Source organism: Micromonospora sp. NPDC047644 (assembly GCF_040704315.1).
Taxonomy (GTDB): Bacteria; Actinomycetota; Actinomycetes; order Mycobacteriales; family Micromonosporaceae; genus Micromonospora.
The window spans coordinates 35,514-51,286 of record NZ_JBEYSY010000026.1 but is presented as its reverse complement, the minus strand read 5'-3'; the positions used below and the strand labels follow the sequence as shown (position 1 = coordinate 51,286).

15 protein-coding genes are annotated in these 15,773 nt (G+C 71.2%); 9 read left to right on the top strand and 6 right to left on the bottom strand.

All coding sequences use genetic code 11. The features are described from left to right. Positions 1–128 precede the first annotated feature (128 nt). Positions 129–548 (top strand): protein-tyrosine phosphatase family protein, encoded by a 420-nt coding sequence (locus AB0877_RS30350; RefSeq protein WP_366613083.1) that lies wholly within the window; start codon positions 129–131, stop codon positions 546–548. Between the two features lie 411 nt (positions 549–959). On the opposite strand, the gene AB0877_RS30345 is transcribed toward AB0877_RS30350, so the two are convergent. Next, on the bottom strand, positions 960–3,254 hold the full coding sequence (locus AB0877_RS30345) for an excinuclease ABC subunit UvrA (RefSeq protein WP_366613081.1): 2,295 nt from the start codon (positions 3,252–3,254) through the stop codon (positions 960–962). Between the two features lie 166 nt (positions 3,255–3,420). On the opposite strand from AB0877_RS30345, the gene AB0877_RS30340 reads away from it, so the two are divergent. The 3 genes from AB0877_RS30340 to AB0877_RS30330 all read left to right on the top strand — a co-directional run bounded on the left by AB0877_RS30340 (position 3,421) and on the right by AB0877_RS30330 (position 6,317). Then, positions 3,421–4,152 (top strand): MerR family transcriptional regulator, encoded by a 732-nt coding sequence (locus AB0877_RS30340; protein WP_366613079.1) that lies wholly within the window; start codon positions 3,421–3,423, stop codon positions 4,150–4,152. A 46-nt stretch (positions 4,153–4,198) separates the two neighbouring features. Further along, a complete protein-coding gene (locus tag AB0877_RS30335; RefSeq protein ID WP_366613077.1) occupies positions 4,199–5,407 on the top strand; it encodes a D-alanyl-D-alanine carboxypeptidase in 1,209 nt (402 codons plus the stop codon). Positions 5,408–5,477: 70 nt separating this feature from the next. After that, entirely contained in the window at positions 5,478–6,317 is an 840-nt protein-coding gene (locus tag AB0877_RS30330) for a peptidylprolyl isomerase (protein WP_366613075.1), read from the top strand. Positions 6,318–6,451: 134 nt separating this feature from the next. Here the strand turns inward: AB0877_RS30330 and AB0877_RS30325 are convergent, their stop codons facing one another. Beyond that, entirely contained in the window at positions 6,452–7,489 is a 1,038-nt protein-coding gene (locus AB0877_RS30325) for a LacI family DNA-binding transcriptional regulator (RefSeq protein WP_366613073.1), read from the bottom strand. Between the two features lie 239 nt (positions 7,490–7,728). On the opposite strand from AB0877_RS30325, the gene AB0877_RS30320 reads away from it, so the two are divergent. Beyond that, positions 7,729–8,571 (top strand): M15 family metallopeptidase, encoded by an 843-nt coding sequence (locus tag AB0877_RS30320; RefSeq protein ID WP_366613071.1) that lies wholly within the window; start codon positions 7,729–7,731, stop codon positions 8,569–8,571. A gap of 2 nt (positions 8,572–8,573) precedes the next feature. Here the strand turns inward: AB0877_RS30320 and AB0877_RS30315 are convergent, their stop codons facing one another. After that, complete coding sequence (locus AB0877_RS30315) at positions 8,574–9,761, bottom strand: spore photoproduct lyase family protein (RefSeq protein ID WP_366613069.1); 1,188 nt, start codon at positions 9,759–9,761, stop codon at positions 8,574–8,576. 157 nt (positions 9,762–9,918) lie between these two features. Here AB0877_RS30315 and AB0877_RS30310 point away from each other — a divergent pair, with 157 nt between their 5' ends. Both AB0877_RS30310 and AB0877_RS30305 read left to right on the top strand, forming a co-directional pair. Then, on the top strand, positions 9,919–11,226 hold the full coding sequence (locus AB0877_RS30310) for an RICIN domain-containing protein (protein ID WP_366613067.1): 1,308 nt from the start codon (positions 9,919–9,921) through the stop codon (positions 11,224–11,226). A 20-nt stretch (positions 11,227–11,246) separates the two neighbouring features. Beyond that, entirely contained in the window at positions 11,247–11,708 is a 462-nt protein-coding gene (locus AB0877_RS30305) for a hypothetical protein (RefSeq protein ID WP_366613065.1), read from the top strand. Here the strand turns inward: AB0877_RS30305 and AB0877_RS30300 are convergent. Then, positions 11,696–11,992: a WYL domain-containing protein gene (locus AB0877_RS30300; protein WP_366613063.1), complete on the bottom strand. Its 297-nt coding sequence runs from the start codon at positions 11,990–11,992 to the stop codon at positions 11,696–11,698. The two genes, AB0877_RS30305 and AB0877_RS30300, sit on opposite strands and share 13 nt — an antisense overlap. Next, the gene (locus tag AB0877_RS30295; RefSeq protein ID WP_366613061.1) at positions 11,989–12,288 is read right to left on the bottom strand and encodes a flavin reductase; all 300 of its coding nucleotides are present in this window, start codon (positions 12,286–12,288) and stop codon (positions 11,989–11,991) included. Before AB0877_RS30295 ends, AB0877_RS30300 begins: the two co-directional genes overlap by 4 nt. A gap of 234 nt (positions 12,289–12,522) precedes the next feature. Here AB0877_RS30295 and cutA point away from each other — a divergent pair, with 234 nt between their 5' ends. After that, positions 12,523–12,846 (top strand): divalent cation tolerance protein CutA, encoded by a 324-nt coding sequence (gene cutA, locus AB0877_RS30290; protein WP_366613059.1) that lies wholly within the window; start codon positions 12,523–12,525, stop codon positions 12,844–12,846. On the opposite strand, the gene AB0877_RS30285 is transcribed toward cutA, so the two are convergent. Next, positions 12,821–14,017, bottom strand: coding sequence for a helix-turn-helix transcriptional regulator (locus tag AB0877_RS30285; RefSeq protein WP_366613057.1), 1,197 nt, complete (start codon positions 14,015–14,017; stop codon positions 12,821–12,823). The genes cutA and AB0877_RS30285 overlap by 26 nt on opposite strands. 556 nt (positions 14,018–14,573) lie before the next feature. Here AB0877_RS30285 and AB0877_RS30280 point away from each other — a divergent pair. Next, entirely contained in the window at positions 14,574–15,773 is a 1,200-nt protein-coding gene (locus AB0877_RS30280) for an RtcB family protein (protein ID WP_366613055.1), read from the top strand.

Sequence of the window (15,773 nt, the reverse complement as noted above, 5' to 3'; positions counted from 1 at the left end):
GCTGGAGCCGCGTCGTGCCACTCGCCGAGAGGCGACCTGCACACCGACACCAGCGCCGCCCCCGGCCCTTCAGCCGGGGGCGGCGCTGTCTGTGCTCATCTGGCAGAGCGTCGCGGCACAATGTCCGGGTGACTGACGCACAGGCGTGGTCCGAGCAGTCGGGCCTACTCGTACTCCCCAGTGGGGCGACGGTGCGCGGTCGCCGCGTCGCTGCCGCGACCTCGCCCGCCGACTTCGCCGTGCTGCTGGCGCCTGGCCCGGAACCCGCCTGGCCGTACCGGCGGATCCGTTGGCCCGACTTCTGGGTGCCGCTCGACCGCGCCGAAGCCCTCGACGTTCTGCGGGAGGCGCTGCGACGGGCCCACGACGGTGAACGTGTCGAGGTGGCCTGTCGGGGTGGGCTGGGCCGCACCGGAACGGCCTTGGCCGCCCTGGCGATCCTCGACGGTCTGCCGGTCGAGCGGGCGGTGCCGTGGGTGCGGGCCGGTTACCACCCGAAGGCAGTCGAAACCCCCTGGCAGCGGCGCTGGCTGCGCCGCGTCACCTGAGGCCGTCCGCTAGACCGCCGCTCGTCGGAGCGCCGCCGGTCGGAGCGCCGCCGTACCCGCCACCGTGACGCCGGGCCAGGCCGACCGCGTCCACTGGCACCGCCGCACCGCCGCACCGCCGCACCGCCGCACCGCCGCACCGCCGCACCGCCGCACCGCCGCACCCGGCGGACCGCCGCAGCAGCGGACCGCAAGCACCGCCGCAGCGGCGGACCGCAAGCACCGCCCCGCCGCCGGACCGCAAGCACCGCCGTAACGGCGCTACTGGCACCGCCTTACAGCAGCCGCCCGTGCCGGCACCGGTCGCCGCAGCGCGCCGGCTGGCCGCAGCGCGCCGGCCGGCGGCAGTGCGTCGGCTGGCCGCAGCGCGCCGGCCGGCGGCAGTGCGTCGGCTGGTGGCGGGCACCGGTGTCAGCTGTGGCCGATCACCGACGGGTCGTTGACGTACTCGCGGAGGTGCTTGGCGGTGAGGGTGTCGCCGGTGGCGACCAGTTCGGCCGGTGTGCCGGTGAAGACGATGCGGCCACCGTCGTGGCCGGCGCCGGGGCCGAGGTCGATGAGCCAGTCGGCGTGAGCCATGACAGCTTGGTGGTGCTCGATGACGATCACCGTGTTTCCGGCGTCGACCATCCGGTCGAGCAGGGCCAGCAGTTGGTCCACGTCGGCCAGGTGCAGGCCCGTGGTCGGCTCGTCGAGGACGTACGTGGTGGTCTTCTCGGCCAGGTGGATGGCGAGCTTGAGTCGTTGCCGCTCGCCGCCGGACAGGGTGGTCAGCGGCTGGCCGAGGCTGAGGTAGCCCAGCCCGACGTCGACCAACCGGCCGAGGATGAGGTGCGCCGCCCCGCTGGGGAAGAACGCGTACGCCTCGGTGACGGACATGGTCAGCACCTCGTGGATGTTCTTGCCGCGCAGCGTGTACGTGAGCACCGTGTCGGTGAAGCGCCGCCCCTCGCACCGTTCGCAGACGCTCGCGACGCCGGCCATCATCGCCAGGTCGGTGTAGATGAGGCCGATTCCCTTGCAGGTGGGGCAGGCGCCCTCGGAGTTGGCGCTGAACAGCGCGGCCTTGACCCCGTTGGCCTTGGCGAAGGCGGTGCGGATCGGGTCGAGCAGCCCGCTGTAGGTGACCGGGTTGCTGCGTCGTGAGCCGCGGATCGGGGACTGGTCGACGATGACGACCCCGGCCCGGCCGCGCAGCGAGCCGTGGATCAGTGAGCTCTTGCCGGAGCCGGCCACGCCGGTGACCACGGTGAGGACCCCGAGCGGGATGTCCACGTCCACGTCGTGCAGGTTGTGCAGGTCGGCCTGGCGGATGGCGAGTTGCCCGGTGGGTTGACGTACCGCCGCGCGCACCCTCACCCGGTGGTCCAGGTGCCGCCCGGTGAGGGTGTCGGAGCGGCGCAGGCCGGGGATGTCGCCGGTGAAGCAGATCCGACCACCGTCGGTGCCGGCACCCGGTCCGAGGTCGACCACGTGGTCGGCGATGGCGATGGTTTCCGGTTTGTGTTCCACCACCAGCACGGTGTTGCCCTTGTCGCGCAGCCGCAGCAGCAGGTCGTTCATCCGGGCGATGTCGTGGGGGTGCAGGCCGACGGTGGGTTCGTCGAAGACGTAGGTGACGTCGGAGAGGCTGGAGCCGAGGTGGCGGACCATTTTCACCCGTTGCGCCTCGCCGCCGGAGAGGGTCGCCGACTCGCGGTCCAGGCTGAGGTAGCCCAGACCGATCTCGACCAGGGAGTCCAGCAGGTCGCGTAGGTTGGCGACGAGGGGCGCGGCTCCCGGGTCGTCGACGGTGCGGACGAACGCGGCCAGGTCGCTGATCTGCATGGCCGAGCAGTCGGCGATGGTGAGCCCGGCGATCCGGGACGACAGGGCCGCCGCGTTGAGCCGGGTGCCGCCGCAGTCGCCGCAGCTGGTGAAGGTGACCGCCCGGTCGACGAAGGCGCGGATGTGCGGTTGCATCGACTCGCGGTCCTTGGTCAGGAGGAGCCGCTTGACCTTGACCGCCAGCCCTTCGTACGTCCAGTTGTTGCTGCCTACCTTGATCTTGGTGGCCGGCTTGTGCAGGAAGTCCTCCCACTGTTGCGGGGTGAAGTCCTGGAGTTTGACGTCCGGGTCGAACAGGCCGGAGCCGACGATGGTCTGCCAGTACCAGGAGTCGACAGCGAAGTTCGGCACCGTGATCGCGCCGTCGTTGAGGGAGCGCTCGACGTCGACCAGCTCGTTGACGTCGAGGTCGGAGACCCGGCCCAGCCCCTCGCAGGTGGGGCACATGCCCTCGGGCAGGTTGAAGCTGAACGCCCCGGCGCCGCCCATGGTCGGGTGGCCGAGCCGGCTGAAGAGGATCCGCAGCATCGCGTACGCGTCGGTGGCGGTGCCGACGGTGGAGCGGGAGTTGCTCCCCATCCGCTCCTGGTCGACGACGATGGCGGCGCTGAGGTTGCGCAGCGAGTCGACGTCCGGCCGGTTGAGGTTCGGCATGAACGACTGGAGGAACGCGCTGTAGGTCTCGTTGATCATCCGCTGGGACTCGGCGGCGATGGTGCCGAAGACCAGCGACGACTTGCCCGACCCGGAGACACCGGTGAAGACGGTCAGCCGGCGTTTGGGGATGTCGACCGAGACGTCGGCGAGGTTGTTCTCCCGCGCCCCGCGTACCTCGATCATGTCGTGGCTGTCGGCGGCGGACCATGCTGGCTGCGACATGCGAACCCTTCACGGAGTCGTGGCGGGACTTTGCCCCGCCGGGCACTGGCGGGTTCCATTGTCTCATTCGTCCCCATGTAGACAGTTCTGGCCAGAGCTGAGCGTAGGCTGCGGAGCTACGTCCAGGAAAGTCTCAAATCACGTCGTAAGCGGTACGGTGGCTCGCGTGGACGTCGTCGCCTCGAAGGATCGGCTGCGCGCCGTGGACCTGGCCGCCACCGTCGGGATCTCGGTGCAGCAGGTGCGCAACTACGTCGAGTTGGGGGTGCTGCCGCCGGTGCGCCGCACCGCCAGCGGCTACCGGATCTTCACGACCGAGCACGCCCGGGCGCTGACCGTGGCGCGGCGGTTGGCCGAGGGGCACGGTTGGAGCCGTACCCGGGAGATCATGGCGGCGGTGCACGCGGGTGACCTGCCGGCGGCCCTGGCGGCGCTCGACGGCGGCCACGCCGAGCTGGACCGGGAGCGCGCGGAGATTCGCCGGGTGCTCGGCGCCTTCGAGACCGTGCTGGCCAGCCCACCGGCGACCCGACCCGCACCACGCCACGGCGCCCGCATCGGCGAGGTCGCCGCCCTGGTCGGGGTCCGGACCTCGCAGCTGCGGCTGTGGGAGGAGCGCGAGCTGCTGCGGCCGGGGCGCACCCCGGGGACCAACTACCGGGTGTATGACGAGGCGGAGCTACGCGCGGCGCAGGTCATCGCGTTGCTGCGCCGCGGCGCGTACCCGTTCGAGATCATCGCCGCGGTGCTGGGCGAGCTGCGGACCACCGGCAGCGCCCAGCGGGTCCGCGCCGAGCTGGGCCGCCGCGAGCAGGAGCTGCACACCCGCAGCCTGCGCAGGCTGCGGGGCAGCGCCGCCCTGCACGACTACCTGCGCGCTCGCGGCGACGCGAGTTGATCGGCATCCGTCCCGCCGGTCGATCCTCCTGACTAGGGTCGGGCACATGAGAGCTGCGCTGCTGGCGGCCACGACGTCCGCCGTCCTGCTCGCCCCCGTGCCGGTCGGTGCGACGGGAGCGTCCGCCGCGCCGACGGTGCGCTGCCCCCGGGTTCCGGTGCCGGCGGCGTCCCGCCCACCCCGGCCGTCGCCCCCGCCCGCCGTCGGAGAGCAACGGATGATCGGCGGCGCGGCGCTGGACACCGCCGGCCTGGTCGTGCCGGCCGGCGTCCCCGCGCCGCCGAAGGTCACCGCCACGTCGTGGCTGGTCGCCGACCTGGACAGCGGCCAGGTGCTCGGCGGCTGCGGCCCCCACGAGTACGGCACACCGGCGAGCGTGCAGAAGCTCCTGCTGGCGGCCACGATGCTGCCCAGGCTCGACCCGAAGCAGGTCGTCACCGTCACCGACGCGGACATGAACATCGAACCCGGCTCCTCGGCCGTGGGCCTGGTCGCGGGCGGCCGGTACACCATCGAGACCATCTGGCTCGGGTTGCTGCTCAACTCCGGCAACGAGGCCGCCAACGCCCTCGCGCGACTCGGCAGCGGAACGGACAGCGCCGCCGGCGTCCGCGCCATGAACGAGCAGGCCCACCACCTCGGCGCGCTCCAGACGCACGCGGTCACCCCGTCCGGGTTGGACGGCAGGGGGCAGTTCACCAGCGCGTACGACCTGGCGCTGATCGCCCGTGTCTGCTTCGCCGAACCGAACTTCCGTCGGTATGCGCTGACCGAGCAGGCGTCGATTCCGGTCCAGCCGGCGCAACGCACCAAGGGCTTCGAGATCCAGAACGAGAACCAGCTCATCTACCGGTACCCGGGGGCGCTCGGCGGCAAGACCGGCTTCACCGACCTGGCCCGGCACACCTACGTGGGGGCGGCGGAACGGGGCGGGCGGCGACTGGTGGTGACCCTGCTGGGCGCCGAATCGGCACCCGTACGCGGCTGGGAGCAGGGCGCGGCCCTCCTGGACTGGGGCTTCACGCTGCCGCGCGACGCCGCCGTGGGTCGACTGGTCGAGCCCGGCGAGCTGACCGCCACCCCGTCCGCGGCGCCGTCCGCGCTGGCGGCACCCGGCGCGCCCCGACCGGCGGCGGCCAGCGGGTCCGCGCCCAGTGGCTCGGGGTGGCTCTGGTCGGTGATCGCGGTGAGCGGCGCGACGGTGGTGGCGTTGATGGGCGGCGTGCTGTGGCGGCGTCGCCGTCGGATGCCCTGACGGATCGACATCGGGCGCTGCCATCCATAGACTCCGGTCTTTCTGGCCCCACCAGTCCAGGAGGATCCCTGTGTCGAGTGAACTCGAACCGCGCCCCGCAGTGGCGGCACCCCGCCGACCGGTGCGCGCCCTGACCCGCCTCGCGGGGGTGACAGCCCTCGCCGGGGCGCTGGTCGTCGGCGCGTCCGCGAGCGCGGTCGCCGCGCCGGCCGGCGCAGACGGTGCTTCCGCCGCGCCGTCCGTGGTCTCGGACGCCGCCGACCGGCCACCGCGCACCACCCACGGCCCGTGCGCGTACACCGAGACCCCGGACGAACCCGCGGCCCGGCCGGTGCCGCTGCCGCCCGACCCGCGACGCACCCCGGCCCGGGGCAGTGTCCGGGTGACCCTGGCGACCAACCACGGGCCCATCGGGTTGACACTGGACCGGGCCGCGGCGCCGTGCACGGTGCAGAGCTTCCTGCACCTGGTGAGCAAGCGGTTCTACGACCGCACCCCGTGCCACCGGCTCACCGCGTACCCCACGCTGAGCGTGCTGCAGTGCGGTGACCCGTCCGGCACCGGTGAGGGCGGCCCGGGCTACCGGTACCGCGACGAGTTGCCGACCGACCTGCCGCCCGCGCCCACCGACCCGACCGGCGAGCGCCGGGTGTACGCCCGTGGCGTGCTGGCCATGGCCAACGCCGGGCCGGACACCAACGGCAGCCAGTTCTTCCTGGTCTACGCCAACTCCGCCCTGCGCCCCAACTACACGATCTTCGGCGAGGTCGACGGGGCGGGCCTGGCCACGCTGGACCGGATTGCCGCCGGGGGAGTGGCACCCACCGCCGAGGACCCCGCACCGGTCGACGGCGCGCCCGCACTGCCGGTGACCATCCGCAAGGCCGTCCGCTGGCACCACCACCACTGACGGTGCGGCGCGGTGGGTGACCGTCGGTCGCTCACCGCGCCGGCCGTGGGCGGCTCCCGGGTGTGCGCGGCTCCGCGGAATTCTCGGAAACGGACCGGAACCGGTCCAACCGGTTTCCGACGCAGGTCAGGCCGTCACGCCGAGGCGGGCGAACCGGTCAGCGGGGCGGCGGTGCTGTCCCGCACGACCAACTCGGTGGCGAGTTCCACCCGGGGCGAGTCGATGCCCTCGCCCTGGGCCAGGCGCAGCACGGTCCGGGCCGCCAACCGTCCCATCTCGACCAACGGTTGGCGCACGGTGGTCAGCGGCGGTGAGGCCCAGCGGGCTTCCGGCAGGTCGTCGAACCCCACCACGCTCACGTCGTCCGGCACGCGCAGCCCGCGACGCCGGATGGCCTCGTAGACGCCGAAGGCCATCTGGTCGCTGGAGGCGAAGATGCCGGTCGGCGGGTCGGCGAGGTCGAGCAGCGCGGTCCCGCCGGCGAAACCGGAAGCGTGGTAGAAGTCGCCCGGGTAGATCAGCGCGTCGTCCACCGGCACCCCGGCGGCCTCCAAGCCGGCCCGGTACCCGTCGAGCCGGGCCCGGCTGCACAGCAGGTGCGTCGGCCCGGCCACGAAACCGATGCGCCGGTGCCCGATCGCGAGGAGATGTTCTGTCGCGGCGAGCCCGCCGGCCCAGTTGGTGGCGCCGATCGTGGGCACCTCCATGGCCGGCACGCCGGCCGGGTCCACGACCACCACCGGCACGTTGAGGCGACGCAGTTGCGCGTGCAGCGGCGGGCTCAGGTGCGAGGTCACGAAGATGACACCGTCGGTGGCCCGGGTGCGCAGGTTCTGCAACCACTGCCGGGCCGCGGTCGGCTGCCGGTGGATAGCGGAGACCACGGTGCCGACGCCCGCTCCGTGCCCGACGTCCTCCACGCCACGGATGATCTCCACGGCCCAGGGGCTGTCCAGGTCGTTGAAGACCAGGTCGACGAGGCCGGCACGGCGAACGCTGCGGCTGGTGCGACGCCGGTAGCCGTGGTGGCGCAACAACTCCTCGACCCGTTCCCGGGTGTCCGGGGCCACATCGGAGCGTCCGTTGAGCACGCGTGACACGGTCGGCACCGACACTCCGGCCTCCCGTGCGATCGCGGTGATGGTCACCCTGCGTCCGTCGTCCGCGCCCACCCGCGTCTCCTTCACCGAGCCGGAGGAACGACCACCAGGCGTCGCCCACCGTGTGTCCCGAAACGGCGTGCCCGTTCCACGCGTCATCTTGCCTCACCGATGGGGGTTGACGACACGCCAGACCGACCGAAGCTTTGCTTGAGTTGCGGAAAAGTTCCGGAGATCTTCCGGTTACTTTCGGTCAGCCGGCCGGATGGATCCGGGGATGGCGGCCCTGGTCGGGCTGATAGACAGAACTCGTGCGCTACCGCCTGGCCGTCGTGCTCGCGCTCACCGCGCTGCTGAGCGGCTGCTCGCGGCCGAAGCCCCGCCCCGCGCCGGCCGGGCCGCAGCCGACGTCGGCGAGCCCCACACCCACGCCGACTCCGTCCACCTCCATGCCGGCCCCGCTGCCGGGGTTCGTGGTGCTCACCGACCTCGACCCGCGCATCCACGCCGACATCCGGTACGCCACACCGCACAACTTCGTCGGCCGACCGATCGCCGGCTACCGCGAGCCGCTTTGCCTGCTCACCCGGCAGGCGGCCGAGGCGTTGCGCCGCGCACAGGACGCCGCGCTGACCGGTGGGCACAGCCTCAAGGTGTACGACTGCTACCGCCCGCAACCGGCGGTGGACGACTTCGTCGCCTGGTCGAAGCGCCCCGACGAGCAACAGACCAAGGCCGAGTTCTACCCGGACCTGGCCAAGAACCGGCTCTTCGCCGACGGTTACATCGGCGCGCCCACCGCCCACAGCCGCGGCAGCACCCTGGACCTCACCCTCGTCGACGAGCCCGCCGCCAGCCAACCTCCGTACCGGGTCGGGCAACCGCTGGTCGCCTGCACCGCGCCGCGCGGGCAGCGCTTCGGGGACAACAGCATCGACATGGGTACGGGCTTCGACTGCTTCGACTCGCGGGCGCACACGGCCGACCCCCGCACCACCGGAACGGCGCGGGACAACCGTCGTCTGTTGCAGCGGCTGATGACCGACGCCGGGTTCGTCAACTACGACCGTGAGTGGTGGCACTACAGCCTGCGCGACGAGCCGTACCCGGACACGTTCTTCGCCGCACCGGTCGCCCGCTCCTCGGTCGGCTGACCTCAGGTCCAGTAGAGGATCCGGCAGGCCGGCACGCGGGCGGTGAGTTCGGCGGTGAACCACTCGCGCAGCTCGGTCATCTGCTCACGCGGGTAGACGTACTTCACCGCACCGAACTTGCCGTGCTTGCGGGTGCGGGACTCCTCGTCCATCTCCAGCCGGGTGCGCGGGTACCAGCCGAGCAGCACCTCCTTGCTGCCCGGCGTGAACCGGTGGGTGATCAGCTCGGCGGTCAGGTCCAGGTCGCGCACCCCGTCGACCGCCGCGCGGACCTGGTCGAGCAGTTCGCCGTAGTGCTCCCGCCACTGCGGCAGCGCGATGATCGGCGCGATGGTGAGCCCGACCGGGTAGCCGTCGAGGGCGAGCCGGCGCAGCGCGGCCAACCGGTCCGGCACCCGGGCGGTGCCGCCCTCGAACCGACCGCTCACCGGGGCGCAGTTGACGCTGAAGCGGACCCGGGTCCGGCCGGCGTGCGGCAGCCCGACGAAGGTGTCCACATCGGCGTACTTGGTGGTCCAACGCAGTTGCACGGGAGCGTCCCAGTCGGCGAAGTGCTGCACCGCGCGGCGCCAACTGCCGGTCAGGTGCTCCAGGGCGAGCGGGTCGGTGTAGCAGGACGCCTCGAAGGTGGTGCCTTCGTCGGCGCGCCGCGCGTTGCGGCTGGTCACCGTGCCGCGCCCGGCGTACGCGGCCAGCCCGGTGAGGATGTCGTCGAGGTCCGCGTACACCCGGGTCACCGGCGGGCCGGACAGGGATCCGGCGAGGTAGCAGTACTGGCAGTGCGCCGGGCAGCCCTCGGCCAGGTCGACCCGCCAGTCGGCGCTGGGCGCGATGGGTTGCAGCACGCGCCGCGAGGGTGGGCTGACCACTATCGCCATCGTCGACTTCGCCCGGGCGTAGGTCTCCCGATCGGTCTGTCCGCGTACCCCGGTGAGCCGGTTGGCCCGCAGGTGTTCCACCTCGATCCCGAGTGCCCGCACCCGGTCGACGATCCGTTGGCCGTGCGGGTGGTCGAGCGCGGCGGGGGTGGCGACCACCCGGCTCGGGGTCCAGCGGCGCGCCGAGCGGGTCGGCGGCGCGAGGCCGGCGAGGTCGCGGGTCGGCACGTGTTCGCCGCTGGCGTCGTGCGGCGCGGCGGGCACGTCCACGGCGAGCGGCTGGTCGACGTCGACGCCGTCCGGGCTGGTCACCGGGCCGGGGTACCCGCTGGCGCAGGAATCCCACCCGTTCGGGCGATCGGCGATTGACGCGATCAGGTCAGAGGAATAACCTTTCGTCTATCTGTAAACCTTGTGAACAGATGTACCTCGACGCGGCGGCGCGCGTCCCCACCGAAGGGACGATCAGGTGATCGCAGAACTCTCCTCCCGTACCAGACGAATCCTGTCATTGTTCGTCGCCCTGGTCGTCGGGCTGACCGCCGGTGTCGCGGTCAGCGCCTCGCGAAGTGCGCAGGCCGCGCCGACGTTCAAGGTCCTGGCCTTCTACAACGGCACCTGGGACGCCGCGCACATCGACTTCGTCAAGGACGCCCGGGCCTGGTTTCCGCAGGCCGCCGCCCAGCACGGATTCTCCTGGGAGGCCACCAACAACTGGAGCCTGCTGAACACCTCCAACCTGGCCCAGTACAAGGTCGTCATGTTCCTCGACGACGCGCCGCCCGCCGCACAGCGCGCCGCCTTCCAGCAGTACGTGCAGAACGGCGGGGGATGGTTGGGCTTCCACGTCAGCGCGTTCACCACCAACCCGTCCAGCTGGAGCTGGTACTACAACACCTTCCTCGGCACCGGCTCGTTCCAGACGAACACCTGGGGGCCCACCCGGGTCACGATGCGCGCCGACAACCGCACCCACGCCGCCACCCGCAACCTCCCGGCGACGTTCTCGTCGTCGATCAGCGAGTGGTACTCCTGGAGCAACGACCTGCGGCAGAACCCCAACATCGACATCCTCGCCTCGGTCGACCCGTCCAGCTTCCCGGTCGGCACCGACCCCAACCAGTCCTGGTACGGCGGCTACTACCCGCTGGTCTGGAGCAACCGGCAGTACAAGATGCTCTACGCCAACTTCGGCCACAACGCGATGAACTACAACACCAACACCGGGCTCTCATCCACCTTCGACAGCCCGCAGCAGAACCAGTTGCTGATCGACGGACTGCACTGGCTGGCCGGTGTCGGTGCCGTCCCGCCGACCACGCCCCCGCCGTCGGACGGCATCTCGCCGACCGCCTGGCACACGGTCGTCAACCGGGGCAACGGCAAGTGCGTGGACGCGCGGGCCGCGGCCAGCGCGAACGGCACGGCCATCCAGCAGTACGCGTGCAACAGCAGCACCGCGCAGCAGTACCAGTTCGTGCCGACCAGCGGCGGATACCTGCGGGTCAACAACCGCAACAACAGCGCTCAGGTGCTCGACGTGACGGACCGGTCGACAGCCGACTCGGCACCCATCCAGCTCTGGTCCTACAGCGGCGGCAACAACCAGCAGTGGCGGGCCGAGCCCGAGGGCGGCGGCTACTACCGCCTGGTCAACCGCTCCAGCGGCAAGTGTCTCGACGTGCCGGGCGCGTCCACGGCGGACAGCGTCCAGCTCATCCAGTACGCCTGCAACGGCACCGCCGCGCAGTCCTTCCGCCTGGTGCCCATGTCGTAGGTCGCCGATAGCCTCGCGGCATGGCGATTCCCGACCGCGTGCCGATCGCGTACGAGCCCGACTATCACACCCGCCACATCGGCCGGTACGACAAGGGCCAGTTCTTCGGCTCCGTCACCGCCACACTGGAGGACGGTGCCGGAGCCGAAGACAACTGGTATCGCCACAAGCGCTGGTACGCGGTGCTGCACCGGTTCGACGCCGACGGCGTGCACACCGACTCGGACATCTGGTTCGCCGGCACCAGCGAAGACGAGGAAGCCTCGATCGATCGGGCCGAGGCTCGCCTCGCCGAGGGGCTCGACGCGTTGCCCGAACGGGTCTCCGACGACATCTCGATCGGGCTGTTCCAGGTCACCGTCGACGGGCACGTCTTCGGGCTGATCGACGGCTCGGCGGAGTACGACGGCGAGGACCACGCCGAGTTCGTCCCGGACGAACTGGGTTTCGATCCACCCTGGGACGGCCTCTACGACACCTGAGCGGCGCGCGTGAACCGGGCGGCGACGTCCCTGACGACGGCACGCAGCCCCGGTGGGTCGAGGACGTCGAAGTCGACAGCCAGGGTGCCGAGGAAGGCGGCGAGGTTTCCCAGCGACTCGCCGCCGGTGTGCAGCAGGCAGGTCCGCTCGTCGATCGCCTCCAACAGGCCCGCAGTGGTGGGGATCCGTTGCGCCATGGTTTCGGCCGACGCGTGCAGGCGTACCCGGGCGGGGTGTGGAGGGCCCCCCTTCAGCCGAAGGGGGCGCCACTTCGTTGCGGTCATCGGGTCCACGACACGAACCTCTCGTAGAGGTCAGCCGTGGCGACGGTCGGCAACTCTGCCAGAGCCACGTCGAGCAACCCACCGACGTACATCGCGAGGCTCACCCGGCTGGCTCCGAACTCCTCGGCCAACCGCATACGCGCCGGGTCGCACGGCCAGTCTTGCTCGCACGCCTGGCAGTCCCACTGCGGACGGCGAGGCATGTGCTCGCCGCCCAACCGGGTGTCCAGCGCCGCCACCGAGCGTTCCGCGTGAAGGGCGTTGGCCGCCCGGATGGTCGTCGGTACCTCGGACATCATCGGTGCCCCTCCGTCAGTGGTTGATAGGTCGTCCGGTCATCTCCGGCACGGATGCCCTCGCCCTTCCGCGGAATGGCGGTAGTGGTCGCACGCATCGCGTCAGGTTCGGATGTTCACCACCGCCGTGCCGTGATCGCGACGCTACGTGGGATCAGTGGCAGTCGAACGGATGCGGTTGTCCGCCGACTGTCCGCACCTGTCCGCGGACACCCTCCCCGCTAGCCTGTGCGGGTGAGCGACTACGTGCAGGTGTCAACGGCCACGCCGACCCGTGATGCGGCGATGACGCTGGCCGGAGGGGCGACAGCGGCACGCCTGGCGGCGGGCGCGCAGGTGGCCGGGCCGGTGGCTGTCGTGTTCTGGCACCTCGGCGAGCAGGGCACGAGCGAGGAGTGGCAGGTGCTGCTGTACACCACGACCGACAGGTACCCGCAATTGGAGGCGTACCTGATTGACGCTCACCCGTGGGACAACCCGCAGGTCACCGCCGTGCCGATCGCTCACGGCTCGGCCGCCTACCTGGCCTGGGTCAGACAGACCGTCGAGGACGAGTAGACATCTCGGCGGCCAAGGCCCGAAGCTCAGCAACGCACTGCATCCCGGTGTGCGGCTCCACCCGGTTGAGGAACGAATTCAGGCGTTGCGCTGGCCGCACCGAGCCCACTCCACCTGCGAGTCGGACTGCGGCAGCCGCGGTGGCGCAGGCGTGCTCAACCTCGTTGGCGTCCAGGTAGGCGTCTGCCAGCCACGACAGGTAGAGGGCTTTGTCGCGGGAGTGGGTGTCGTCGAATCGGGCGAGCGCGCCTTCCAGCACCGGGATGGCGCGCATCGGCCGGCGCAGTACCGTCCAACACCGCCCGGTCATGATCTCGCCCTCCACGCGGTCGACCCAGTACACCCAGTCGGGTTCGGGTCGGTCGTCGTGCTCGCTGAGACACGTGGTGCCCCGCGAGAGCTGCTGGTCTGCCGCAGCGGCGTTGCCCCCGACGGCGAACGCCCAGGCGGCCCTGAGGTGCAGCAACGCCCGAACAGTTGGTGTGGCGGCTGCGGCAGCCTCGCAGCCGGCCGTGGCGGTGTCGTCGGCGGGCTGGCCGAGGGCGAGCTGCTGATAGGCAAGGAACGCGTACGCGTTGCCGGCGAGGGCGTCGTCGTCGGCGTCGCGGGCGGCGTCGAGACTGGTCCGGTACAGACGTTCTGCGTCGGCATACCGACCGGCGTCGAATGCCGCCCATCCGGCGAGCTGGGTTTGCTCCGCGAGGACGGCCAGGAGTTGCCGACCGACGGGTTCGCTGTAGGAGCCATGCTGGATGATCCGTGTGGTGGCGTCGGCCTCGGCGGCGTAGAGCTGACAGGTGTCGACACCGCCGAGGAAGTTGTCCAGGCGGCGAAGTCGAGCCGTGCGTTCGGCGAGCCGTTCGGCTGTGCTGGGACCGACGTGCCGTCCGTGGTCAAACAGTGTGTGAGGTAGGGCGGCGGCGAGTCCGGCGGTGGCCACGAATTCGCGCCGCCGGATGGTAGGCCGGGCGGCGAGGGCGACGAGTTCACCGGCGGCGTTGAGTGCGTCGTCGATGCGCTGCGCGACGCGGACGGTGGGCGTCTTCAAGCCGGTCTCCAACTCGTGCAGATACGTCTTACCGTGGTAGGTGATCTTGGCGAGATTGCGCAGGGAGATGTGCTGCGCGTCGCGAAGTCGTCGCATCCGCTCGGCGAACGACGGGTCGGTCACGGCGTGCCTGCCTTCGGGGTAGAGGGCCCGAATGGCGTCGCCGCCGGTCTCTGTCCCGACGGGCCGCCACTGGGCACGCTACTCGTGGTGAGCCGTACCGTCACTCACCGCGCTGAATCTGCCGCACTCGCTTCGAATGGTCGAACGTCGGCGCTGCTGCCTGGCATGCGGCGACGGACTCGGCGACCCCATCAGGCGGCGGCCAAGCTCGGCGCTCTACCGCTGGCGGTGGTCGCACTGCATATACATTGCGGACGCGCGCGGACCCTCCTACTCTCGTCGGTGCCAGCCTGACCGATCACCACCGGAGGGAGTACACCATGCCGTGCCGCGTCCGCACCGATGCTTTCCGGCGGTTGCTCCCTGCCAGCACGTCCGCGTGCGACACCGCCAAAACCCGTGCCTACCGCCCATTGTGGGGCATGCTGGGGTGGCGCGACTGACGCCGATGCTGACGCGTCCGCCGGCCGCCCATCCCACCGGGATCGGGCGGCCTCTTCGTATGCACGCACCGTGTCTGAGCATTTCCGGTCACCATTCACAGAAGGAACTCACGATGGGATTCACCCCCCTCGCCGGTACCAAGGCACCGGTGCGGGTCTGGACCGACCCGTACGCCATCGAACCGCAGGCCGCCAAGCAACTGCGCAACATCGGCGCGCTGCCCTGGGTGCAGGGTGTCGCCGTCATGCCCGACGTGCACTTCGGCAAGGGCGCCACGGTCGGATCGGTGATCGCGATGCGGCAGGCCGTCTCGCCGGCCGCGGTCGGCGTCGACATCGGCTGCGGGATGTCAGCGGTGCGTACCTCGCTGACCGCCGCCGACCTGCCGGATGACCTGGCCGGGCTGCGCTCCGCGATCGAGGCCACCATCCCGGTCGGCTTCGCCCAGCGCACGGACTCGGTCGACACCCGTCGGATCCGGGGCCTGGAGCAGGCCGGCTGGGACGACTTCTGGGGTCGGTTCGCCGGCCTGGACCGGCGGGTGGCGCAGCTGGAGACGCGGGCACAGCGGCAGATCGGCACCCTCGGCGGGGGCAACCACTTCATCGAGGTCTGCCTGGAGCAGGGCGGCGCCGACGAGGGGCGGGTCTGGCTGATGCTGCACTCCGGGTCCCGCAACATCGGCAAGGAGCTGGCCGAGCGGCACATCGGGGTGGCCCGGGGGCTGCCGCACAACGCCGACCTTCCCGACCGGGACCTGGCCGTGTTTCTCGCCGGGACGCCCGAGATGGACGCGTACCGGCGGGATCTCTGGTGGGCGCAGGAGTATGCGCGGCGAAACCGGGCGGTCATGCTGGCCCTGCTCTGCGGCGTGGTGCGTGAGCACTTCCCGCAGGTCGGCTACGACGAGTCCATAAGCTGCCACCACAACTACGTCTCGGAGGAGAGCTACGACGGGGTGGACGTGCTGGTGACCCGCAAGGGCGCCATCCGGGCCGGCCGGGGTGACCTGGGCATCATCCCCGGGTCGATGGGCACCGGGTCGTACATCGTGCGGGGGCGGGGAAACCCGGACGCGTACTGCTCGGCGTCGCACGGGGCGGGACGTCGGATGTCGCGGGCGCAGGCCAAGCGGACCTTCAGCACCGACGACCTGGCCGCGCAGACCGCCGGGGTGGAGTGCCGCAAGGACGCCGGGGTGGTCGACGAGATCCCCGGCGCGTACAAGGACATCACCGAGGTGATGGCTCAGCAGGAGGACCTGGTCGAGGTGGTCGCGCACCTCAAGCAGGTGATCTGCGTGAAGGGCTGA